We start from the raw sequence: 22,299 nt of genomic DNA on the forward strand, positions 1-22,299 counted from the left end.
TTTTGGAGAGCGGCTTCTCAACGAAAAAGGCACCCGCCGGTCGTGCCGGAAGGGTGCCATAGCCCGATGACCCGGTTTTTAACCCGCTACCTTGAAGAGTTCGATAGATTTCTCCAGTTCGGCAATTACCCGGTTCAATTCCTCGGCCGAGGCGTTGACCTCCTGCAGTCCCGCCAGCTGCTCTCCCGCCAGAGTGTCTACCTGCTTTGCAGCCTCAGCCGTTTTCTGGGCCACTTCAGCCGTCCGGTTAACCGCCTGCAGGGCCGTGTCTGTTCCCGCTGCCATTTCTTCACTGGCTGCCGAGACCTCTTGAGCGTGTTCGGATATCTTCTTGATCCCATCGATAATGCCCTGGAAGGCCATCCCGGACTTAGCCACAACCTGGATACCGTTTGCTACCTCCCGGGTCCCGTCATCCATCGCTTTTACCGCGCGCCCAGCTTCCTGCTGGATCTCGCCTATCAACACCGCTATCTTCTTCGCCGCTTCTGCCGACTCCTCGGCGAGTTTTCTAACTTCTTCGGCTACGACCGCAAACCCACGCCCCTGTTCTCCTGCTCGAGCCGCTTCGATAGCAGCGTTAAGAGCCAGAAGGTTAGTCTGCTCGGCAATACCGGTGATAACGTCGACTATCTCCCCGATCCTCTGCGATTTTTCACCCAAACCCTGGACGATACCGGCCGTTGAATTTACCGTGCTGCTTATTACTTCCATCTGGCGCACCACTTGCTCGACCTGAATTCCGCCTTCTTCCGCTGTCTTACTGGCTTGCACTGAAGCGCTCGACGATTCCTGAGCTCCAACGGCCACCTGTTGAATACCGGCCGACATCTCTTTTATTATATCTCGGGTCTGCTGGGCCATATCCATCTGCAGGACCGCGTTATCCGCCATTTCCTGGCAACTGGCACTCATCCGCTCCATGAGACGGGCACTGGCATCTGACCTCTTCTTCAACTGCCCCGAAACCCCGGCGACGTTTTGAGCCAACCTCTGGGTCTGGGCGATGACCGAAGATATCTTATCGATCATCACGTTGAGTGAGGCTCCAACTCTCCCGATCTCGTCTTTTGCATCCATTTCAACCTTACGCGTCAAGTCGCCTTCCGCAGCCCGCTGTATGCTCTCCTCAATCACTTGCAAGGGACCAGCAACACTGCGCGACAGAAGGAAAGCAGCCACACCGGCAAGCACGATACCGATCAAAGTGCCCCACAGCATGTTCCGGGCCAAGCGCCCAGCCATCTCGTCATATGGGGTAGCCGGAACCCCTACGTAAAACATTCCGATGATCTTGCCTTGGGCGTCCTTTAGAGGAACATATGTAGTCAGGTTGCGGGTACCGGCCACGTCGGCTTCGCCCACGAATTTCTGCCCTTCTTTCAAAACCGCTTGTGCCACCTCAGGAGCGCACTGAGTACCCACCTTCCGCACTCCGTTGGCCTTGACGTTGGTCGAAACCCTGGTATCTCCTTTGAAGATGGTGCAGGTATCCCCGGTCTTTTCCCCCACTAGATCGACTATCTCAAAATTCTCATCCATCAAAACATCGCCTTTGTAGAGCTTGCCATCAGAACCGATCGACCACTGCCCGGGGTACTTTTGATCCAGCAACTCGAGCCCCATATTCAGGTCGGAATCGAGCTTTTGTTCGGCCGCCTTTATTATCTCGTTCTTAAAGGCGGTAGAAGCGTAATACGCTATAGACCCCGTAACTATAACGATGACGAGAGTAAAAACCAGCATCAACCTGGTTCCCACGTTGAGCCTCATTCTCGTAATCTCCCCTCTCCCACGATATACGCCCGCTACTTTCCATCACAACCAGTGTTGCAAAACCTACGACAAGTGATGATGTGCCTCTGCCAGTGCTACCTTCTCCCCGCACTTCGGGCAGAACAGATTGCCCTCTTCATCGGCTACAAGCCCTAAAATCCTGGCCACGTCGTTCACCTTTATTTCACCCAACAGCATATCGTCGGCATCGATCTCAGCCAGCGATTTGAAACCGAATTCCCATCTCGGCATCTGAACCCACAGGTTGTAAAGAACACGGTACCAGTTGCTCATGACATACCTTAGATCGTACATCCGGGTCAGAAGATCCATCTGCTGTAGCAATTCGCTAAGGGTACGGCTATTCAACGCGATTCGTATCACCTGTTCGCTCTTGAGATTGCCACCGCTGAAGCTGTTCAAAACAGATTCCAAGCCTTGCTTCACTTCCTGCCACAAATCAAAGTGCAAAGCGCGCGCCAGATCGTCCATGCCGAAAGAAAAGGCCACTTCATACTTTTTTCTAGCCTCCAAAATATAGAGCGGGTCTTTAACCTCCGGCAGGTGTACGATATCTCCGGATGAAATGATGAGTCTTGGATCTCGTTCTATTTCCTCCAACAACCGATCCCACCACGGCACGAGCTTAAGGTTAGCCAGCTTTTCCACCCCAGCCACAGCATCCGGCAAAGGCATGGCCCCGGTCAAGCGAAGGAGTCCCAGAATGTACTCCCGCCCACGCTGAAGAATCCGTTCCCCTGAGCTACCTTCGGCCCGGTCCAAATCCTTCTCAATCGCTTCAACTATGTCATATGGAATCCCCCCTCTTTCCACTCCTTCAGTGCCAAAGAAAGAGCTTCCTTCAGGTATTGCCGAGCCATTCCCCGCTCCTCGGCAACAAAAAAGGAAGCCTTTCCTAAACCCCAATAGTCGGAAAAATCGCCTCCTCCACCACTAATGCGGGCGTGAAAATCTCGCACAGCCTTTTCATAATCCCTGCTTTTAAGCCAATCCCAACCCGAACAGGTATCCTGCATGTAAGCCTTCCTTCCAGCAACAGTCTTTTGCTTTTAGCTCCAAGACAACACCAGCAACCGCCCAACACAATCCTCGCACATGATAAGCCCGAATTGCAGACCAAAAGCCATGCACTCCGAGCACATCAGAACCCCGCACATTAAGCATTTGCGCAAAGCCTGTCTTTGCGGGTGCTGGTCACAAATCAGGAGCATGCCCGCCATCAAATCTATGCTATTAACAGATTGGCTTCGACGTTTCATCCATTTTTCCTTCTTCTTTCCTATATTTTCTTTAATCGTAATCTAAATTATAACCGTGGATGGGTCATTTAATGACTTTCATGTACGACACGTGGCTATAATTGAATACCCCTATGACATGACCTCCCGCATCATAAAGGTAGTTGGTTGATGACCCGCCTACATAAACCGTGCCCTCCTTTGACACGCCGAGTTCTTTAACGTAGCCGACCAGCATCGACCCATCGCTGAAGTGAATTTCCACTTTTATCAATGGTTTGTGTTCGTCGGCTTGATCGCTGCTGATAAGTCCATTCCATTCCATGCTCCAACCAGCCACTATTCCAACCGTCAAGAGTACCAACGCTAAGAAGGCCCACCCCCATCGCCTGCTCATTTCCCTTCCCTCCTTGGCCGGATCCGTCTTCCTCGGGGCAAAACTTCTGCCTGTCCCTGGCGGCCAATGCCCCTGGTCCTGCGCTCAGCCCACTTAGCTAACTGCCGGTCAACCAGGTAATGGACACTGTCCTTAGTGAAATCTCCATTTGCCTCCCTCTTACCGGCAGGTTTTCCCATCAGTATCTCGATGCCCTCGTTAACATGGCCAATGGCCCAGATCGAGAATTTTCCTTTCCTAACTGCGTCTACTATCTCATCCGGCAGCATCAAGTTAGCTATGTTTTGCTTGGGAATGATAACTCCTTGACGCCCATCCAGTCCTTTTAGCTTACATACCTTGAAAAATCCCTCGATTTTCTGGTTTACGCCTCCTATGGGCTGGATCTCTCCGTTCTGGTTAATAGAGCCGGTCACCGCTATCCCCTGCCGGATAGGAACTCCCGAAAGGCTGGAAAGTATGGCAAACAGCTCCGCGGCCGAAGCGCTGTCACCTTCGATCCCCTCGTACGTCTGCTCAAAAGTCAAGCTGGCGGATAGGGAAAGCGGTTTGTCCTGGGCGTATTGGGCCCCCAGGTATCCTGCCAAGGTTAAGACCCCTTTGGTGTGTATGCTCCCGCTCATCCGCACTTCCCGCTCGATGTTGATTACACCTTTCTCACCCATGAAGGTGCGGGCGGTTATGCGGCATGGTTTGCCAAACCAGTAATCGCCCAACGAATACACAGCCAGACCGTTGATCTGCCCGACTGCCTCCCCGTGAACGTCTATTATGATCGTTCCCTCACTTATGAGTTCCAGGACTTTGGCCTCTAAAAGGTCAGAGCGGGAACGCTTTTCGTCTATCGCTTTTTGAACATGCCGCTTTTCTACGCGCTCGCATTTTTCTCGGGAAGCCCATACGTTGGCCTCAAAAATGATGTCGTTTATGCGGTCGAACAACGTGGTTAGTTTCTTTTGATCTTCAGCCAGCCAGGTGCCGTAATCGACCAGCCTGGCTACCGCTTCTCTAGTAAAATGGCGCAACCCGTGCCGCCTAACCACGCAACTCACAAACTGGGCGTATTTGGAAACGTGCTCGCCGGTCCGGGGCATCTCCACTTCAAAGTCTGCCCTGATCTTGAAAAGCTGGCGGAACTCCTCGTCATAGGTGTACAGGAGATAATACATTAACGGTTCTCCGATGAGAATCACCTTGACTTCGACCGGCATGGGTTCCGGTTCCAGTACTTCCGAGCTGGTTACGCTAAAAGTCTTCAAAACGCTCTCTATGGTTATCTCCCGGTTCTTGAGAACCCTTTTCAGGGTATCCCAAACAAAAAAGTTCTTAAAAAGATCGGTCACGTGCAGGATAAGGTACCCTCCGTTGGCGCGGTGAACTGCTCCTGCCCGAACCCGTGTGAAATCAGTGGACAGTATGCCGAATTCGCTCTCGTACTCGATGGTGCCAAAGAGGTTGGCGTAAGTAGGGTTTGTCTCGTAAACGACAGGCGCGTGGTCCCGTCCCTCGTTATCTACAAGCACATTGACCTTGTACCTTTTAAATGCGGCCTTTTTGTCTATACGGCGAAAAAGTGCGGCCGGAAACTGCATCTCTTCCTGTTGTCCTGCAAACAACTCCAGGTTCTCCAGCACGTCCTGGTGAACCTCCTCTAGGTAAGAAATAACCTTAGCATGCTCCCGGTAAGTCTCGTATAACGCCGCGAAGTATGGAACCATCACACTACGCGCGGTTTCTACCTCCAGCACCCGCATTTTCTCCCTCACGGTCCGCTCGAGTTCCTTGTATTCGCGCATAGCCTCGTTTATCTTTTCCTGCAAGGCCTTGCTCCGCTCCAGCAGTTCTTGTTTGGTCTCGTCATCGAGGGTGGCAAACTCCTCCTGGTCCAGCGGTTTCCCGTCTCGCAGCGGAATAGTGCTTATCCCGTGCTGGCTGCGGGAAATAGTAAACCCCTCAGCTTGGGCCATTTTCTCCAGTTTCTGATACATAAGGTTGGTGCTATCGAGGAAACTTCCTAGAATTCTGTTTCTGTGCATCTCAAAATGCTGGCTTTCGAAGGCTTTAGAAATCATTTTGCGCAGGTTGTTAACCAACCGGTCCATATCACGAGCGAGTCGCCTGCCCTTCCCTGCCGGTAACTGCAGAAGCCGCGGGCGATCGGGATTGCGGAAATTAAAAACGTAGCACCAATCGAAGGGAGCAGGGTCCTGTTGTGCTCTCTTTTCAACCAGGTTCCTCGCCAGGGTAACCTTCCCGGTGCCGCTGATGCCGGCAAGAAAGATGTTGTAGCCTTCGCTCTTTATGTCCAAACCAAACTCAACCGATTTGACTGCCCTCTCCTGCCCAATAATTCCTTCAAGAGGCTCAAGCTCTGCTGTCGATGCGAATGGGAAGTCCTTAGGATCGCACAGTTTCCTCAAATCCTTAGGTTTCAGCTTACTCAGTGTAGTCACCCCTCCTCAAAACGCCTTCATTTACCAACCCTATATCTTAAAATGGAATCCCGTCTCCCCTTTTTTCACCTTGTTCCCGAAATGCCCGTACAGCCGAGCTGCCGCGTAGAAGCCGGTACAATGGGCAACGACCAGTCTTTGTATATCGTATGACTCTAAAGCCCGAAAAGTCTTCTCTAGCCTCTCCTCGCCAGCAGACATAAGGTGAGTTCCTCCTATGAATGCCTGGATCCTGCTACACCCTGTCAGCTTTTGGGCATACTCCAAGGTGTTGATTAGCCCCGAATGAGCGCACCCGCTAACTACTACCAGCCCTTCGGGGTGGTCTATTATTACAGCCTGGTCATCGACCAATAGGTCGGTCTCGTAGTCATCGGCTTCATTCCTGCGACGCAGGAACTGCCCGCCTGTGTCTTCATAAGAATTGGTACGGGGAATTGCTCCCGATACCAGTACCCCTGGCCTCAGCTCGTACGCCGAAGAATTTTCGACAATAGTGCTGCCGAGCCTCGCCACCTCTTCTCTGGTAACCCTCATCCCTATAAAACGGGGCTCGTCGAAACCGGGCAGGCCTGCCACGAACTTGGGTAACCACGCGTCGGGATGAATAATAACCCGCCGCCCGCCCCGCATCTTGAGCAAGGCCTCCAAGCCCCCGGTATGATCGAAATGCCCGTGGCTGATCACGATGTCGTCTAAGAAGTCCAGGTCCACACCCATCCTTTTGGCATTGACAAATAAGGCATCTTTAGAACCGGTATCGAATAGGAAACGATAGTCCTCCACCTGCACCATAGCTGCAAATCCATATTCCCCTACCAGTCGTGAATCTGGGGTGGTGTTTTCCACCAAAATTGTAACCGTGACCCGCATCCCGTTCCCCCCTTCTTGCCCCTAATTCGCCCGCTTTTTCCGTGAATAGGTGATTAATTATCCAGTTGCCCGAACATTTCCTGCTAAACGATGAACTGACGGATCAAGGCTTAGGTCGAGCATCTTATCTTTTCCTAGCGTCAAAACTGTAACTATTTTCCCCTTTTTATGGCTCAAAATCAATAGCCGTGTTTGGAATCAGATCCCACCAAGACTGGTGAACGTAACACATTTCGTTCGGTTCTGTCCCCTTGACGAAGGCCGCTTTCATTACCCTAGGACAGGATTCCGTCGCCACCAATCCAGTATCCATGCAGATATTAATGTTAATGATGTCGTCCGGAACGGGGAAGTATTCGACCGGAAGCTTCTCGGAGGCCTTTCGCATAAAGTTTGCCCAGATAGGACCCGCAATGCGCCCTCCAGGCAGGTCTACGGTTCTGGTCTGGGTGTCGTAACCGACCCATACCGCACACGACAGCTGTGGGGTATAACCTACAAACCAGGCGTCCCGGTATTCTTGAGTGGTCCCGGTTTTCCCCGCCGCCGGTCTCCCCACCAAGCTTTTCAGGTGAGAAGCGGTGCCTCCCGGTTCTAATACCCCTTCCAGCATATCTGTTATTATGTATGCGTTTTCGGGCGAGACCAACCTGGACTGTCGCGGGTGGTGCTCTTCAAGCACTTGTCCGTTTCGGTCCAACACCTTGATGATGGCTACCGGTTCAGCCCTAACGCCGCCGTTGGCAAAAGCGGTGAGAGCCGACGCCATCTCCAAAGGGGTTACTTCAGATGTGCCGAGAGCCAGCGAAAGCACGGGTCTGATCTTACCGCTGAAACCGAATTTCTTCGCCCATTCTGCAAATCGTTTCGGGCCAACGCTGTTGTTCAGTTTGACCGATACCACGTTATCCGACACCATTATGGCTTCTTTTAGAGTGAAGTCCCGGTAGTGGTAGGGCTGGTCGCCATAGTCAGTTGGCCGGTATACCGTACCGTCAGGCTGTGGAAATTCGACCCAATCGCAGGTAAAGGTAGAGGCCGCAGTGTACCCCTCTTCTATGGCCAGCGAATACAAAAATGGCTTGAAAGCGGAACCGGGCTGTCGGTAAGCGTTGATGGCCCGGTTAAACTGGCTCTGAGCAAAATCCCTCCCCCCTATCATGGCCTTTATATACCCTGACCTGGCGTCAACCGCCACCAAAGCCGCCTGTAGGTCCTTGTCTTTATCTTTCATGGTGTCGTCATAGGCTTCTTGCGCCGCTTCCTGCATATCCAGGTCTAAACCAGTGTATATCTTCAGCCCGCCCTGGTAAACCATGCGGGCCCCGTACTTCTTGACCAGGTAATCTATAACCATGTCGGCAAAATAAGGGGCATCCCCTTTGATGAACCTGGCCCTGCGGTACTGAAGTGGTTGGCGTAGAGCTCGTTTCGCCTCCTCCTCGCTTATCTTTCCTTCTTCAACCATGCGCTCGAGAACGACCGATTGCCTGGATTTAGCGGCTTCAGGGTTTACAAACGGGTTGAAACGGCTGGGACGAGCAGGTATCCCTGCTAAAAGTGCGCTTTCAGCCAGGGTCAGGTCCGACGCCGATTTCGCAAAATAGGTACGGGCGGCGGCCTCCACCCCGTACGCCCCGTTGCCGAAATAAATGGTGTTGAGGTACATTTCCAGTATCTCATCCTTCGTGTACTGCTTCTCCAGTAAAAAAGTGTAATAGAGCTCCTTTATCTTCCGGGTTAAGGTCCTCTCCTGGGTCAAGAAGAGGTTCTTCGCGGTCTGCTGGGTTATGGTGCTACCTCCTTCTACCACCCGCAATTCACGCAAATCAACGAGCAAAGCACGCAGGACCCCCCCTAGATCAATACCGTGGTGCCGGTAAAAGTTCTTGTCCTCGACCGCGATAAACGCGTCAATCAGGTAGGGGGACACCTGATTCAACCCCACGCTGATGCGGTTTTGTTGGTATATCCCTTTTACTTCTCTCCCATTAATGTCATAGATTATAGACATCTGAGGAACGTTAAGCTCAGGCAGTTTCCATGTAAAACCGGCACTCAGCACCACACTCAGAACCATCACGAGCCATAGCGTAATCTTCCGCACCGTCAATCCACCTCATGCCTAATTTTCCCAGGAAGAAAAAACTCTATCCCTACTGAATTAGCAGATGGGCCGTATTGACAAGGCTACATGCCCGCCGTATATTGGTTATGGGCTAAGACTATTCTCGACAGCAAAGGGCGGTGGTAAGATGGATCCCATACCCTGGCGAAAATGTGCACAGCTTTATACCATCCTCAATCTACAAACCAGGAGGGTCGCGTTTTACCACCTCGTGAGCCGGACCCTCCGATAGAAAGGAGGGGTACCCCTTTGATCAAGACCTACTTTTATAACCACGCCGAGAATGCTATGTACCATGACGTCGACTTGGCAGATAAAGATGCCCTGCTCAGTTCCCCATGTAACCTGTTATGGATAGATATCTATGACTGCACCGAAGAAGAGCTTAAGTATGTGGGCCAGGTTTTTAACTTTCACCCCCTGGCCATTGAAGACTGCTTGCAGGAAAACCCTCGGGCCAAAATCGACCGCTACGACGATTACAGCTTTTTTGTTTTTCATGCCCTCCGCTACTATGAAGAAGCGAGTGACGACGAAGAAGAAATAGCCAGCATCGAACTCGACGTCTTTTTAGGCCCGAACTATATAGTAACCATACATCCGGTAGCTCTATGGGCAGTTGGTAAGGTAGCGCGCGTTTCCCGGTACAGCGCTGAGTTCATGAATCGAGGTCCTGATTACCTTTTGTACAGCATAATTGACAACATCGTAGACGATTATTTTCCTATCATCGAACGACTGGCCGACCGTATCGATGAATTGGAAGACGATATATTCACCAGTGCTCATCACGAAATAAACGAAGAAATGCTAGCATTGCGCCGTACCATACTCCTTATGCGCAAGGTTCTTCTGCCACAGAGAAGACTGTTCGCCAATATGCATGGACGTTACCCATTTATTATCCGCGAAGAGAACAAACCTTATTATCTGGACGTAATAGACCACCTAGACCGTATTTTGGACTCGGTTGACACTTTCCGCGACCTGGTCACGAGCTCGATGGAAATTTATTACTCTATCGTCAACACGCGTACCAACGAGGTCATGAGGGTCTTGACTATCGTATCTACAATCATGATCCCCTTGACTTTCATCACCGGCTTGTACGGGATGAACGTCCACATACCTCTTCAAGACAATCCCATGTATTTCTGGCACATCCTCGGAGGCATGGGGTTGCTGGCCGGGTTTATGTTGTTTATTTTCCGGCGGAATCGTTGGATATAAACGAAAAAGGGTTCCGGAACGCGAGATGTCCAGAACCCTTTTTCTTGCGCTTTATTCCTGGGCACTATCTGCCAAACCCGGCTCAGTCCGCTATAACCTTCTAGCCAGGGTCTCGGCTTCAAAGATGGCAGCAGCTATGTTTCGCGGCTTAACCGCATCCCCGATAACATAAACTTCGGGCACCGAAGTACGGAGCATGCTACTTAACGGGTTGTATGGTTCGAGCCCCACGGCTAGTACCACCAGTTCAGCCTCAATATCAAAGATCCTGCCGCAAGAATCCCGGGCTCTTACGATGTCTCCTTTCACTTCAACCACAACGCACCCGGTAACCTTCTCTACGCCCGCTGCATCCAGACCGTCCAGTAAATCCCGCCGGCTCATGGGATTAAGGCCTTGAGCCAGCTTTTCACCAGCTTCTAATACTATTACCCGGTTCTTGTGCCTGGCGAGGTACAAAGCGGTTTCGCACCCTATAGCCCCGCCGCCAACAACAGCCACTCGCCTGTTTCTGACCAGTTCACCACTGGCCAAAACCTCCACAGCCTGGACCACATTCTCCCCTGGGGCCAACCCGGGGCACGGCCTTGGAACTGACCCCGTGGCTACCACCGCTATTTCGGGCTGAAGCTGGTTGAGCAGTTTGGGAGTAACCCTCTGCCCTAACCTGATGTCTATCCCGCGTCTCTTTAACTCGCCCACCAAGTAGTCCCTAAACTCGGCCAATCGCCTTTTGTGAGGAACCCGCGAAGCCGGAGTCAACATCCCTCCCAATTCTTGCTTGGCTTCTATCAAAGTGACCCGATGCCCCTTGGCCGCCAATAAGGCGGCAGCCGCCATGCCTGCGGGTCCGCCGCCGGCCACTACCACCCTTCTCGGGCATGAGGTTTGTGTTGGGCGGTTCAGCCATGTTTCTCGCCCTATGTAGGGGTTGACTGTACAGGTGACGGCAAGGTGATAGAAAGACTGGGCAATACAGGTGTTGCAGGACAGGCACGGCCTTATCCGGTCGCTTTGTTGTAACCTAGCCTTAGTCAACCACTCTCCGTCAGCCAGCTGGCCTCGCCCGATGAACACGTAGTCAACCCAGCCTTCTCGCAGGACCTGCTCGGCGTATTCAGGGTGACGTATCACACCCCCTCCCACCACCGGAACCGATACCGCCTTCTTTACCTTGGCCGCCAAGCGCATCCTCCAGCCTTCCGGAAAGGAGGCCGGTTCAACCGTGGTGAGCCCCGATTCGTGGGTACCCCCGGTGACGGAAAGGTAATCGGACCCCGCCGATTCCAAGAGTTGCGCCAAATAAACCCCTTCGTCCGGCTCGATGCCCCCGGGAACGAAATCCGCGACGTTAAAGCGAACCCCAACTACCAGTCCGGGGCATGCGGCCTTTATCCCATCCACTATTTCCATAATCAAACGCGCCCTGCCGGTGGCATCCCTTCCGTACCGGTCCTGGCGACGGTTAGTGTGCGGTGAAAGAAACTGTCCCAGAAGATACCCGTGCCCTGCATGGATCTCGACCCCGTCAAACCCCGCTTGTACCGCTAACCCGGCCGCTTTTATAAACTTGTCCTTTATGAGTTCAATATCTTCCAGGCTCATCTCCCTACAGATGTACCTTGATGACCGGTCAGGAACCGCGGACGGTGATAAGGGAGTCTGCCCTTCCGTCGCCAGCAGAGTGGTCTGCCGCCCGGCATGGTGCAATTGAATGAAAGCGCAAGGCCCCCAGCTCTTTATCCTTTCGGCCAGCCGCCTCAAACCCGGCAGAAATCGCGGATGATCGATACGAAGCTGGTTTAAGGCCGCTTTCCCAGTAGGAGCATCAACGCACGCAATCTCTACCACCACTACTCCAGGCTGGCTGCGGGCCCGAGCATTGTAATAAGCGAGCATCTCGGGGCTAACCTCCCCTGTTACACCAGCCAAACCGCTGATCATCGCCGGCAGAAATACCCGGTTGCTGACGGCCAGGCTACCGATTAACCCGGACCGGAACAAATACTTTAACCCCGTCATATCCTCACCTGCCCTAGACTTTACCCTACCCCCCTCAATACCTTCGAAACAGTTGGCATTAATGTGGTATAATCAAACCATGACATCGGCTCTCGGTCGTCTTCCGGAGCCTGTCCTAAGCAGCTTGCACCGGCCTGTAGTTTAAAAACGGCGGGTATTGCAAGCAGCCCGTTTCTGGCCGGAAATGCCAGCGAGCGGGCTTTCATGAAAGAAGGGAGAATTAACCATGGATCTAGGTGACCTGGTGGTGGTCAGCAAATCCGGACACCCTTTCAACGGCCTGAGCGGAAAGATCGTTGGCAGAAGGGGCAATTACACCCCTGACGACCCTATATTTTTAGTATTCATCAAGAACCGGGCCCGCAGCTTCCTCATACCCCAATCCATGCTGCGCTTGATGGAGCCATCAGAAATCGAGGTTACCAAAAACATCGCCGACTGGCCATTCTAGAAATCAGCCGCCGATTAACGCAGGTTTATGCTTTGATCAATGTCTCTGTGTTTTTCAACCGGTTACAGTATATCGACGTCTATGGCAATGATTCCTCAATCAAGCACACGTGGGTTTTATCCTTGATCGCCAGGTAGCGAAACCGCGTGGGGGAATCGAACACGATACCACGTCCCTTTGTGGTAAACCCCACTGCATACTCTGGACCAGGTGCCCCGTCAACCGCAACATACTGCCTGTGCCCGTCTTGGGCTGCCCATACCAGGTGGCTGCTGTCAGGGCTGAAAACCAGGCTCTCTCCAGTAACCGCATCATACCCGGCTATTTCGTCGTGATCCACTACTATCACGATTTTCTCTCCCTTTTGCGCGGCGTAGGCTAAATGTTTACTGTCAGGGCTAAAGATCAAGCTTCCCCTCAGTATACCGTCATAAGCAGGTCCTTCCTTACCATCGAGGATTACCAGCCATTTATCTTGTTTTTTGACCGCAAAAGCGAGGTGTCGGCTGTCGGCACTGAAGACCATGGTCTCTCCGCCTATGCCCTGATACCTTCCTATCTCCGCACCATCGACGACCGTTACTATTTCGAATCCTTCCTGGGCTGCATAAGCGAGATGTTGGCTATCGGGACTAAAAGTCAAGCTGTCACCTGCTACCGCGTCATAATACTTTTGTTCCACCCCGTCCAGGACAACCAGCTGTTTGTTGCCGGGCCAGGGAGCATACCTGCCATCCAACATGACCCGTTTACTGCCGATCAGAGCCGCGTAGGCCAGGTGCTGGCTGTCGGGGCTGAAAACGAGCGAACTCCCGCCGATGGCGTTGTATAGAGACTGCGACCTCCCATCTACCCACACTGACCACTTGTTGTCAAACTGGGCAGCGCAAGCAATCCGAGCGCTGTTGGGACTAAAAAGGACCGTGCCCATCGCGACCCCGTCACAGACCAGTTTTTCTCGGCCATCGACTACCAACCGCCATTCTTCATCAACGGCAGCGGCATACGCTATCTTTTTACTGTCGGGACTAAACACCAGGCTCCCCTGGAGAATCCCCTCATAATACTTTCTCGCTTTACCATCCACTACTATAAACTGTCCTTCATCTGCCTGAGCCGCAAAAGCAAGCCTGCGGCTGTCAGGGCTGAAAACCAGGCTGTTTTCCAGAATACCCTGGTAAACCTTTTTCTCCTTGCCGTCCACAACTACCGCCTGGCCATCTCCCCTTCTGACAACAAAGGCAGTTCTCTGGCTATCAGGGCTGAAAACAAGGCTACCCGAAATCACTTTTTCGGTAGTCTTGAGCTCCCTTTGATTAAGCATAACCGTTTCCCGCCCGCTTCCTCCTGCAACAAAAGCTACACTTCTCCGATCTGGACTAATACATAATGAATGCAGCGGGTATCTGAGGCTGCACAAAAGCTTTTCCTCGTAGTTTCTATTCACAGCAGTTCCCCTCTCTCCCTCACCGTTGCCGATACATTACCAAGCTTAAAGCAGACGAATATTTTCTATCTCAATGGAAAAACTACTGATGGTCAAAAAACGAAAGGAGGAATAAAAGTCGATGACTCACCACCTTAATCAGATGGAACTACAAAACCTGCGAGAGCTCATCAGTGCCCACGATACCGCATGTAAGAAACTAGAAACCTATGCCCAGCAATGCACTGATCCCGAGTTCAAGCAGATGTTCCAACAATCGTCCCAGTCGGCCCGCAATACCAAGCAAAAACTAGCTTCATTCTTGCAATAAAGGAGATGAAACGATGAAAGACAAAGACATGGTGAATGACGTTCTTTCTATGGTTAAGAGCAGCCTGTTAAACTATGAACGTGTCATCTCAGAAACCTCCAACCCCCAACTGAGGCAGACTATCCAGCAGATACGCAACTCTGACGAAGACTTTCAATACCGGCTGTACCAAGCAGCTGCCCAAAAAGGGTTCTACACCCCCGCCCAACCCGCCAGCATGCAGGATATCCAGCAGATACGCTCTCAAATCATGGTCTAGCCAACCGCAAACAAATACATCCGTGAGGATAAAGGCTGACGATCACCGTCAGCCTTCTTCACATCCTTCTTCGGGTGCGGCCCGCGCCAGCAACACTTCTTTCACGGCAAATACAGACCTGCTTATGGTACGTGCTATGTAATACACGGGGGCAATGCTCCCTGACACCGTCTTTACGTAGCCTATTTCTTCGTCGTTGGCTGCGGCCACTACGCCGGTTACAGCTACGCTACCTACAGCTGGCAAGCGTTTGTTTACCGCCTTGCCCGGGGTCAAGCTACCCAACCTAACTTGAATCACCCCGACTTCCTCCGGCTTTCCCAAAGAAGCATCGATGGCCACCTCAACCGCTCCCCGGTGACGATTGCGGATACTTCGCAAAGCTGTTATCATGTTCAGAGCGTGTATCGGCTCGTCCAAAGTGCCGTAAACCGCGAGTTCGGGTACTTTATCCTTAATCATGGTCCCTGCCATAGGTCCCAAACAATCGAGGATGTTCCTATTGGTACCTATACATATGAACACGACTTCGCCTTCTTTCGGAAGACAGGTATCTAGAGCCTTCGCCAACTCCGAAACCGCCTCGGGTTCGAAGTACTTCTTCTTGAAGACGACCGTCATGCAAGCCTAACCCTCCAGAACCCGCTTCAAACTGGAGATGAACCGGAGATTTTGTTCATCGGTACCTATAGTTACCCTAATGTAAGTAGGATAGCCGAAAATATCCCCGGTCCGGGTTATTACCCCTTGCATCAACAGCCCTTGGAAAACCCGCCGGCAGTCCAGCCCCGTATCTAAAAAAATGAAATTGGCCTGCGTTGGGACATAACGTAAGCCTATTGCCTGCAACTCTCGGTACAAGTATTCCTTGCCTTGCCGGTTTATCTCCCGGCTTCTTGTCAGGTGCTCCTCGTCCTCCAAGGCCGCCACAGCTGCCTTCTGGGCCACCAGATTCACGTTGAAGGGCTCCCGGACCCTATTCACGGCAGCGACAATCTCCGGCGTAGAAATCCCGTATCCGATCCTCAAGCCAGCCAACCCGTATATTTTTGAAAACGTCCGCAAAACGATGACGTTGTAGCCGCGGTCGAGGTATTCGAGCCCACTCTGAAACCCGGGGTCATCCACATACTCGTAGTAAGCCTCATCGAAAATCACCAGGATATCCTCATCCAGACCATCCATGAACCTCTCCAGTTGCTGACGGGTAACCACGGTACCCGTAGGGTTGTTAGGGTTACACACGTAGATTATCTTAGTATTTTCGGTCACAGCCGCCTTCATGGCCTGCAAGTCGTAGGTGAAATCCTGCAGAGGAACCGGCTTCACCATGCCTCCCATGATGCGGGTCATGAATTCGTACTCCGAAAAGGAAGGATCCCCGTAAATCACTTCATCTGACGGCTGCACAAAAGTTTCCGTTATCAATCGCAAAAGTTCATCCGATCCATTGCCTATCATAAAGCAATCCTGCGAGCAGCCGAATTTTTCCGCTAGTTTCTTTTTCAGGTAAAAACAATTACTGTCGGGATAAATATTCAGGTCCTCGACCACATTGATAACCGCCTCCTTAGCCCGGGGAGACGGTCCGAGCGGGTTTTCGTTGGAAGCCATTTTTACGATGTCTTTGAGGCCTAGTTCCCTCTCCACTTCTTCGATGGGCTTTCCCGGAACATAAGGTTTTAATGAAAATACTTCCTTGCGTGCGTTTCTCTCGACAAATCCTGCCATCTAGCCTTCCCCCTAATCAACCGATATAGGCCGTCGAAGCCCTGTTACCCCAAAAAGCCCTGCCCTCATGGAAAGCGCGCAGGTTCAGGTCCAAAACAGCTGGCGAAACCAACTCGCGAATAGCCTCTTCTACCAATTCGGGGTCTATATCCATAACCGAGCTCAACAGGCCCACTAAGACCATGTTGGCCGCTTTGGCACTACCGCAATCCACGGCAATCCCAGTAGCATCGACCAGCACGCTGTTGGGAACAACCTGACACAACTTTTGAGCAATGTCCTCGGGGTACTTAGCCTCTCCACTCATGACCGGGAGAGGATCCACCCTCTCATCGTTTATTATCAGCAACCCGCCCTGTTTGAGGTATCCCAACCAGCGGGCCGCCTCCAGCTTCTCAAACGCTAAAACGATGTCGGCATCTCCCCGTTTTATGATCGGGGAATAAACCTTAGGCCCGAACCGGACCTGGCTGACCACACTCCCTCCTCGCTGGGCCATTCCGTGAACCTCCGACACTTTGACGTCATGTCCCAATTTTACGGCCACCCGGGCCAAAACCCGACTGGTCAGCAAGGTGCCCTGCCCACCGACCCCAACTATCATGACACTGGTAACCGCTTGCCCTGCCATTACCGCCCACCCCCTTCCAGGATGGCATCCAGCTTACATATCTGAGCGCAAAGGCCACACCCAACGCAGAGGTTGGGATTAATCCTGGCTATTCTTTCTTCTTCTATCCAATAAATACCAGTGCACCCTATCTTGATGCACAGCCGGCATCCTTTGCAAGCCTCCTCGTCCACGTAGTACATCTTTTTTCCCAGACCGGCATCAGGGAGAAGGGCACAAGGTCGCCTGGCGATGATAACCGAAGGCTGTCCAGAAATGAGCTCTTCTTTCAAGGCTGCTTCCAGTTGGTTCAAGTCCAGTGGGTCCACGGTCCTTACCCTCTGTACCCCGACTGCCCGGCAAACCGCCTCCAGGTCCAACCTTGCCGTCTCTACCCCGTCGATGGTGCGGCCAGTCGCCGGGTGATGCTGGTGACCGGTCATGGCCGTGGTCCCGTTGTCTAGAATCAACACAGTAGAAATTCCCCGATTGTACACGACATCGATGAGCCCGGTGATACCTGAATGCACGAATGTAGAATCGCCGATCACCGCCACTGTTTTCTGGGCATACTCGGGTCCCCGGGCCTTTTCCATACCCAGGGCTGCGCCTATGCTCGCTCCCATACAGATGGTGGTATCCATGGCAGCCAAGGGTTTGAGTGCCCCCAAAGTATAACAACCGATATCCCCGCAAACAGTCAATCTCATCCGGCCCAGGGTATAAAAGACTCCCCGATGCGGGCATCCCGGACAAAACAGGGGTGGCCTGGCGGGCACCGTCGTATCCAGCGTGTAAGCAGTGTTCGTAGTTCTCCCCAGTAATCTCTCTTCCAAGAGTTCTGGGCTGTACTCACCGGTACGCGGGAGGAAATTCTTGCCTTCTGCCTTGATCCCCCATGCTTTCAATTGCTCCTCCATCACAGGCTCCAATTCTTCCACCACGATTAAACGGTCAACCTCGGCTGCAAACCGACGTACCAGTTGCTCGGGCAAAGGGTTGACCGTACCCAGTTTAAGAACCGATACCTCGGGCATAACCTCTTTCACGTACTGGTAAGCCACCCCGCTGGTAACGATACCGAGGGCTCGATCTCCCCACTCTATCCGGTTTAGAGGGCTCTCCTCCACGTATTCACGCAAGGCAGCCATCCGCTTTTCAACCTCGAGGTGGCGCAACCGGGCGTGCCCCGGCAACATGACGTATTTGGCAGCGTCTTTGGTATAAGGTTTCAGATCAACCTGTTGCCGCTCGCCCTCCTCCACCATGCTTTGAGAATGGGCCAGGCGTGTAGTAATCCTCAACATAACCGGGGTGTCAAACCGCTCGCTCAGCTCAAAAGCCGAAAAAACAAAGTCTTTAGCTTCTTGGCTGTCTGAAGGTTCAACAACCAACAGCTTGGCAAACTTACCGTATCCCCGGTTGTCTTGCTCGTTCTGCGAGGAATGCATCCCCGGATCGTCCGCAGACACCAAGACCAAACCGCCGTTTACCCCTGTATAAGCAAAAGTGAAAAGCGGGTCAGCCGCGACGTTTACTCCGACGTGTTTCATAGCCACCAAGGTACGGGCCCCGGCAATGGAGGCTCCACAACCTACCTCGAAAGCCACTTTCTCGTTGGGAGCCCATTCCGCGTACACCCCATCGTACCTGCTGAAAAACTCCAGTATCTCGGTGCTGGGCGTACCCGGATAAGCGGTAGCCACTGTGGCCCCGGCCTCATATGCTCCTCTAGCAATAGCTTCGTTGCCGATCATCAATCTTCTCATCGTGCTCCCCCTAATCCTCATCTTATACTTCTTCGCCGACCTTCTCCAACCAATTCGATAATCTGTCCTCATCTAGCCTCAGCCGCGGTTTCAAGGCTTTCCTTGACAGAGCGGGGCAGAACAAAGGCTGCACGGTGAAGATCGGGTGTGTACCACTTTAATCCGCCCACCGTACGGCGCCCTTCTGCAACTTCCTCTGGCCGGTACTTCTTGGAGCCCACGCCGAACGCCCAGTAACCGCTAACGTACGTGGGTACAGAGGTCAGATAAACACGCGCGATGGGAAATACCTGGCGCATATTCAAAAATACCTGTACGAACGTGTCTCTAAAAAAAAGCGGAGATTCTGCTTGGGCCACCATGATCCCGTCTTCTTCCATGATGGCGCATACATCCTGATAAAAGGCAGCCCCAAATAACTCTACCGCTGGACCTACGGGGTCTGACGAATCCACGATGACTACATCGTACTTCCTTTCTGGTTTCTTAACGTATTGTAAACCATCTTCTATGATGATGTTAGCCCGGGGATCCGAAAAGCCACAGGCAATTTCAGGCAAATAAATTTGGCAATTCTCGACAACCCGTGCGTCTATTTCCACCAAGTCCGCCGCTACAACCGAATCATACCTGAGAACCTCTCTCAATACCCCTCCGTCTCCACCACCTATTATCAACACTCTCTTGGGTTCGGGATGGGCCATCATTGCCACGTGAGTGATCATCTCGTGGTATATGAACTCGTCTACCTCGGTGGTTTGAATACACCCGTCTAGCACCAAAGCCTTGCCCCATTCATAGGTGTCCACAATGGCTAGCTCCTGGTAAGGCGTTTTCTCTACATGAATCACGTCGCGCAGGCGCCAGCTCACCGTGTACCCTTTAGTATGCCCCTCGTGCAACCAAGCGTCCATGCCATCACCCCTTTCCCTATGAATACAAGCCCGCGACGGTTTCTCTTGCAATTACTCTGTCGCTGGTGAATTCGATCCACCGTTTGTCGATATCAAAAGACTATCCCGCCTGTTGCCCCTGCCCACGCAAGAGCGCGACGCAGCCCGCTCTTTTTACAGTAATTGTTGGTAGAATTTCTTAGACATTCACCGGTGTTAATCCTGCAACTTACCTCCGATTTTAGCGAATATTTTAGTCTTTCGCCAGCAAAACTAATCACAAGCTCAAGACTCAAAGGAGGTGATAACGTGTCGTTAATGCGCTGGAGTCCCTTCAGGGAAAACCTACCCTGGCGCAACTTGGCTATGGAACTGGAAAACATGTTCGATTTCCCGCGAACGACCCAGCTTCCCCGAATTGATATGTACGAGACCGACAACGAGATCGTTGTCTCCGCCGAGATACCAGGCGTTGAATCCAAAGACGATATCGACGTCTCCATAACCGACAACCAGCTGAGCCTTTCAGGGGAAATAAAACGAACAAGAGACATATCGGATCACGGCATCCACAGGTCGGAACGCTATTTTGGCAGGTTCTACCGAACCGTGCCTTTGCCCCATTATATCAGCACCGAAGGCAGCACTGCCTCCTATCGCAACGGTATCCTGGAGGTGAGGATCCCGAAAACTAAAGAGTACCGCAGCCGGGCTAAGAAACTGCAAATCCAGTAACCGTAGCCAAAGTTAGCCGATAAACAAACACGCCTTTTCGGGGTCTTGGCGACAACACGCGGACGTTTTATACGAAAGTCGTCAAGAGAGTCTTCGGTCACCAGGCTCTTGTGAACAAAAAAGGGATAGGGCTTGCTTACCCTACCCCTTTTCCTTTTCCTTTTCCAGCTCTGACACCAAATCTCGAATCAATTCCAATCCTTTAGCACGTGCAAACGCGTCCTTCCAGTCGGTATTGACCAAAGTCACTCTGATGATCTCGTTTATGTCGAGCGCGTCCTTCTCCCCCATTCCGCTGCTTGCCCACCTCCGTAAAAGGTTAGCCAGTTCCGTGTCACCCTGATCCAAAAGCGCCGCCAAGATATCCAAGAGACACATCATCTCTTCGGGCGACAATCGCCCCTGGGTGTGACACTCGTATATAAGAGTTGCCAATTCGGCCTGAATCTGTTTCCTCCGGTTCGTTAATCCCCAGGTCACAGGGAAACCCTCTCCGCATCGTGCATGGTCTGCCTGGCCTTATCAAAGTAGATCGGAATATACACCCCGCCGATGCCGTCCCTATTCTTGTCGATGTAGAGGTAATAGTTAGCCCGTTTATATTTTTTGAGCTCTTCGTTTTCCTCCATCTCCTCCCTGGAAATGGGAAGGAGCTTCAGCATGAGGTCACATTCGTTCTTCATCCGTCTAGCCCCCTGAAGTGTACCATCCTCATTTAACTGAACCAGACACATTACGGCAATATTGAGGTTCTGGGCTAACATCTTCTGGGCTTTGACAATTTGTTCCAAAACCTGCCATTCTGCTAAGTTGTTGGTTATCTTGTCCATCCTGCCCACATAGTCAAGGATCATCAGCTTTATGTCGTGTTGCACCTTGAATTTACGGGCTATAGATATGGTTTTTTCGGGGGTCAAATTGGGGCATGGATACGAGTAGAACCCACTTTCCCGTAAAAGGGAATATCCCTGCAGAACCCTCGACAGCTGGCTCTCCGTCAGGTCGCCGCGACGGATAAGGTCTTGCTCGATGTTAGAAAGGATAGAACCCCAACGCAAGGCTATCTGTACCCGGCTCATTTCGGTATTCAGGTACAAAATGTTGTGGTGCTGCCTTACCGCCACTGCCAGGGCAGTGTGGAGAGCAAAAGCCGTTTTCCCGTGACCGGTTTGGGCTCCTACTATGATCAAATCTCCGGGCTTGTATCCTAAAGTAATGTGATTCAGCGTGTCAAACCCGGTAGTGAGCCCGTCCAACGGTATGACCCCGCGGTGTTTTTCCTGAATTTCCTTATACCTCAGAAACCGCCTTTCTACCTCTTGGTAACTGAGGCTAGCCAGGTCGTAAGGCGTATCCACCTTGTCGTCGACTTCAAGTGCCGTAATATTAGTCAGATCTCCTTCGGCTTCCATGAGCAATTGCTCGACATCGTCGACTTCCCGCTCTATCAGTACCTGGTAGTAATGGCGCAGAAAAGCTTCAAATTTACGGAGCCGTGACTTATCCCTTACCCGTTTAATCCAGTAGCGGACGTTTTCATCATCGATAAAGTGTTCGACTATGTATTTCAGCTCTTCAATATCACGGGGATCACGAAAAAGGTTCAGTTTATGGGCTTCTTTAAGCAGCTCGACATAGGTCGGCCGTATTTCCTGTTCATACAGGCTACATACCAGCTCAAATACCACCTGGTGTTTAGGGTGGTAAAAGTCTTGCATCTTCAGCGAGTCATAAGCCTCAATACACGCTTCCTCGGAGTGCAACATGGCAGATATAACCCGGCGTTCGCTCTCCAGGTCGGAGAGCCTTTCTTCCGGCACAAATCGTCTTACCGCCATCTCCCGTATCCCCTTCTAAAAACGGCAACTTTGAATAGCCACAGACGAACACAGATTTTCGCTGATGGTCACTGATTTCAAGACGTAGAAGTAGAGCAACAATGATAAAAACGTCCCG

Annotated in this window: 22 protein-coding genes; 5 read left to right on the top strand and 17 right to left on the bottom strand. The window is 52.0% G+C overall.

The genetic code is table 11. From position 1 onward, the window contains the following. Positions 1 to 78: 78 nt before the first annotated feature. The 8 genes from SLIP_RS06750 to SLIP_RS06785 form a co-directional block, all read right to left on the bottom strand. Positions 79 to 1,773: a methyl-accepting chemotaxis protein gene (locus SLIP_RS06750; RefSeq protein WP_013175530.1), complete on the bottom strand. Its 1,695-nt coding sequence runs from the start codon at positions 1,771 to 1,773 to the stop codon at positions 79 to 81. Positions 1,774 to 1,839: 66 nt separating this feature from the next. Further along, entirely contained in the window at positions 1,840 to 2,610 is a 771-nt protein-coding gene (locus SLIP_RS06755; RefSeq protein ID WP_013175531.1) for a hypothetical protein, read from the bottom strand. After that, on the bottom strand, positions 2,580 to 2,813 hold the full coding sequence (locus tag SLIP_RS06760) for a hypothetical protein (protein WP_013175532.1): 234 nt from the start codon (positions 2,811 to 2,813) through the stop codon (positions 2,580 to 2,582). The genes SLIP_RS06755 and SLIP_RS06760 overlap by 31 nt, the downstream gene beginning before the upstream one ends. 33 nt (positions 2,814 to 2,846) lie before the next feature. Next, positions 2,847 to 3,056 carry a B-box zinc finger protein gene (locus tag SLIP_RS06765; RefSeq protein WP_013175533.1) on the bottom strand — a complete coding sequence of 70 codons (210 nt, stop codon included), beginning with the start codon at positions 3,054 to 3,056 and terminating at the stop codon, positions 2,847 to 2,849. A 64-nt stretch (positions 3,057 to 3,120) separates the two neighbouring features. Beyond that, a complete protein-coding gene (locus SLIP_RS06770) occupies positions 3,121 to 3,432 on the bottom strand; it encodes a hypothetical protein (protein WP_013175534.1) in 312 nt (103 codons plus the stop codon). Beyond that, a complete protein-coding gene (locus SLIP_RS06775; protein ID WP_013175535.1) occupies positions 3,429 to 5,885 on the bottom strand; it encodes a Lon protease family protein in 2,457 nt (818 codons plus the stop codon). The genes SLIP_RS06770 and SLIP_RS06775 overlap by 4 nt, the downstream gene beginning before the upstream one ends. Before the next feature lie 30 nt (positions 5,886 to 5,915). Beyond that, on the bottom strand, positions 5,916 to 6,758 hold the full coding sequence (locus SLIP_RS06780) for an MBL fold metallo-hydrolase (RefSeq protein WP_013175536.1): 843 nt from the start codon (positions 6,756 to 6,758) through the stop codon (positions 5,916 to 5,918). Positions 6,759 to 6,924: 166 nt separating this feature from the next. Beyond that, complete coding sequence (locus SLIP_RS06785; protein ID WP_013175537.1) at positions 6,925 to 8,865, bottom strand: transglycosylase domain-containing protein; 1,941 nt, start codon at positions 8,863 to 8,865, stop codon at positions 6,925 to 6,927. Positions 8,866 to 9,135: 270 nt separating this feature from the next. On the opposite strand from SLIP_RS06785, the gene corA reads away from it, so the two are divergent. Beyond that, positions 9,136 to 10,116: a magnesium/cobalt transporter CorA gene (corA, locus tag SLIP_RS06790; RefSeq protein ID WP_013175538.1), complete on the top strand. Its 981-nt coding sequence runs from the start codon at positions 9,136 to 9,138 to the stop codon at positions 10,114 to 10,116. Positions 10,117 to 10,206: 90 nt separating this feature from the next. Here corA and SLIP_RS06795 read toward each other — a convergent pair whose 3' ends face one another. After that, the gene (locus SLIP_RS06795) at positions 10,207 to 12,138 is read right to left on the bottom strand and encodes an NAD(P)/FAD-dependent oxidoreductase (protein ID WP_013175539.1); all 1,932 of its coding nucleotides are present in this window, start codon (positions 12,136 to 12,138) and stop codon (positions 10,207 to 10,209) included. 226 nt (positions 12,139 to 12,364) lie between these two features. On the opposite strand from SLIP_RS06795, the gene SLIP_RS06800 reads away from it, so the two are divergent. Beyond that, complete coding sequence (locus tag SLIP_RS06800) at positions 12,365 to 12,589, top strand: hypothetical protein (protein WP_013175540.1); 225 nt, start codon at positions 12,365 to 12,367, stop codon at positions 12,587 to 12,589. A gap of 79 nt (positions 12,590 to 12,668) precedes the next feature. On the opposite strand, the gene SLIP_RS06805 is transcribed toward SLIP_RS06800, so the two are convergent. Continuing rightward, positions 12,669 to 14,036 carry a WD40 repeat domain-containing protein gene (locus SLIP_RS06805; protein WP_013175541.1) on the bottom strand — a complete coding sequence of 456 codons (1,368 nt, stop codon included), beginning with the start codon at positions 14,034 to 14,036 and terminating at the stop codon, positions 12,669 to 12,671. A 121-nt stretch (positions 14,037 to 14,157) separates the two neighbouring features. On the opposite strand from SLIP_RS06805, the gene SLIP_RS06810 reads away from it, so the two are divergent. Together SLIP_RS06810 and SLIP_RS06815 are read left to right on the top strand one after the other, a co-directional pair. After that, positions 14,158 to 14,346 carry a hypothetical protein gene (locus SLIP_RS06810; protein WP_013175542.1) on the top strand — a complete coding sequence of 63 codons (189 nt, stop codon included), beginning with the start codon at positions 14,158 to 14,160 and terminating at the stop codon, positions 14,344 to 14,346. A 13-nt stretch (positions 14,347 to 14,359) separates the two neighbouring features. Then, entirely contained in the window at positions 14,360 to 14,605 is a 246-nt protein-coding gene (locus tag SLIP_RS06815; protein ID WP_013175543.1) for a spore coat protein, read from the top strand. Between the two features lie 48 nt (positions 14,606 to 14,653). On the opposite strand, the gene yyaC is transcribed toward SLIP_RS06815, so the two are convergent. From yyaC to speE, 5 genes are all read right to left on the bottom strand, one after another. After that, entirely contained in the window at positions 14,654 to 15,226 is a 573-nt protein-coding gene (yyaC, locus tag SLIP_RS06820; protein ID WP_013175544.1) for a spore protease YyaC, read from the bottom strand. A gap of 6 nt (positions 15,227 to 15,232) precedes the next feature. Then, positions 15,233 to 16,336, bottom strand: a complete 1,104-nt coding sequence (gene hisC / locus SLIP_RS06825; RefSeq protein WP_013175545.1) for a histidinol-phosphate transaminase — start codon at positions 16,334 to 16,336, stop codon at positions 15,233 to 15,235. A 16-nt stretch (positions 16,337 to 16,352) separates the two neighbouring features. Further along, complete coding sequence (locus SLIP_RS06830; RefSeq protein ID WP_013175546.1) at positions 16,353 to 16,967, bottom strand: indolepyruvate oxidoreductase subunit beta; 615 nt, start codon at positions 16,965 to 16,967, stop codon at positions 16,353 to 16,355. Further along, entirely contained in the window at positions 16,967 to 18,715 is a 1,749-nt protein-coding gene (gene iorA, locus SLIP_RS06835) for an indolepyruvate ferredoxin oxidoreductase subunit alpha (RefSeq protein WP_013175547.1), read from the bottom strand. The genes SLIP_RS06830 and iorA overlap by 1 nt, the downstream gene beginning before the upstream one ends. Positions 18,716 to 18,783: 68 nt before the next feature. Then, positions 18,784 to 19,629, bottom strand: coding sequence for a polyamine aminopropyltransferase (speE, locus tag SLIP_RS06840; protein WP_013175548.1), 846 nt, complete (start codon positions 19,627 to 19,629; stop codon positions 18,784 to 18,786). Positions 19,630 to 19,926: 297 nt separating this feature from the next. Here speE and SLIP_RS06845 point away from each other — a divergent pair, with 297 nt between their 5' ends. Further along, positions 19,927 to 20,343, top strand: a complete 417-nt coding sequence (locus tag SLIP_RS06845; protein WP_242649152.1) for an Hsp20/alpha crystallin family protein — start codon at positions 19,927 to 19,929, stop codon at positions 20,341 to 20,343. Between the two features lie 141 nt (positions 20,344 to 20,484). On the opposite strand, the gene SLIP_RS06850 is transcribed toward SLIP_RS06845, so the two are convergent. Both SLIP_RS06850 and SLIP_RS06855 read right to left on the bottom strand, forming a co-directional pair. Then, positions 20,485 to 20,823: a hypothetical protein gene (locus SLIP_RS06850; RefSeq protein ID WP_013175550.1), complete on the bottom strand. Its 339-nt coding sequence runs from the start codon at positions 20,821 to 20,823 to the stop codon at positions 20,485 to 20,487. Continuing rightward, complete coding sequence (locus tag SLIP_RS06855; RefSeq protein WP_013175551.1) at positions 20,820 to 22,181, bottom strand: replicative DNA helicase; 1,362 nt, start codon at positions 22,179 to 22,181, stop codon at positions 20,820 to 20,822. The genes SLIP_RS06850 and SLIP_RS06855 overlap by 4 nt, the downstream gene beginning before the upstream one ends. Positions 22,182 to 22,299 lie beyond the last annotated feature (118 nt).

It is taken from the genome of Syntrophothermus lipocalidus DSM 12680 (assembly GCF_000092405.1).
Taxonomy (GTDB): domain Bacteria; phylum Bacillota; class Syntrophomonadia; order Syntrophomonadales; family Syntrophothermaceae; genus Syntrophothermus; species Syntrophothermus lipocalidus.

Excerpts from the sequence above, each read along its gene's own strand:
- SLIP_RS06750 (WP_013175530.1), bottom strand. The coding sequence starts at position 1,773 with ATGAGGCTCAACGTGGGAACCAGGTTGATGCTGGTTTTTACTCTCGTC.
- SLIP_RS06760 (WP_013175532.1), bottom strand. The coding sequence starts at position 2,813 with ATGCAGGATACCTGTTCGGGTTGGGATTGGCTTAAAAGCAGGGATTAT.
- SLIP_RS06765 (WP_013175533.1), bottom strand. The coding sequence starts at position 3,056 with ATGAAACGTCGAAGCCAATCTGTTAATAGCATAGATTTGATGGCGGGC.
- SLIP_RS06770 (WP_013175534.1), bottom strand. The coding sequence starts at position 3,432 with ATGAGCAGGCGATGGGGGTGGGCCTTCTTAGCGTTGGTACTCTTGACG.
- SLIP_RS06780 (WP_013175536.1), bottom strand. The coding sequence starts at position 6,758 with ATGCGGGTCACGGTTACAATTTTGGTGGAAAACACCACCCCAGATTCA.
- SLIP_RS06795 (WP_013175539.1), bottom strand. The coding sequence starts at position 12,138 with ATGACGGGGTTAAAGTATTTGTTCCGGTCCGGGTTAATCGGTAGCCTG.
- SLIP_RS06800 (WP_013175540.1), top strand. The coding sequence starts at position 12,365 with ATGGATCTAGGTGACCTGGTGGTGGTCAGCAAATCCGGACACCCTTTC.
- SLIP_RS06810 (WP_013175542.1), top strand. The coding sequence starts at position 14,158 with ATGACTCACCACCTTAATCAGATGGAACTACAAAACCTGCGAGAGCTC.
- SLIP_RS06815 (WP_013175543.1), top strand. The coding sequence starts at position 14,360 with ATGAAAGACAAAGACATGGTGAATGACGTTCTTTCTATGGTTAAGAGC.
- yyaC (WP_013175544.1), bottom strand. The coding sequence starts at position 15,226 with ATGACGGTCGTCTTCAAGAAGAAGTACTTCGAACCCGAGGCGGTTTCG.
- hisC (WP_013175545.1), bottom strand. The coding sequence starts at position 16,336 with ATGGCAGGATTTGTCGAGAGAAACGCACGCAAGGAAGTATTTTCATTA.
- SLIP_RS06830 (WP_013175546.1), bottom strand. The coding sequence starts at position 16,967 with ATGGCAGGGCAAGCGGTTACCAGTGTCATGATAGTTGGGGTCGGTGGG.
- iorA (WP_013175547.1), bottom strand. The coding sequence starts at position 18,715 with ATGAGAAGATTGATGATCGGCAACGAAGCTATTGCTAGAGGAGCATAT.
- speE (WP_013175548.1), bottom strand. The coding sequence starts at position 19,629 with ATGGACGCTTGGTTGCACGAGGGGCATACTAAAGGGTACACGGTGAGC.
- SLIP_RS06845 (WP_242649152.1), top strand. The coding sequence starts at position 19,927 with ATGCGCTGGAGTCCCTTCAGGGAAAACCTACCCTGGCGCAACTTGGCT.
- SLIP_RS06855 (WP_013175551.1), bottom strand. The coding sequence starts at position 22,181 with ATGGCGGTAAGACGATTTGTGCCGGAAGAAAGGCTCTCCGACCTGGAG.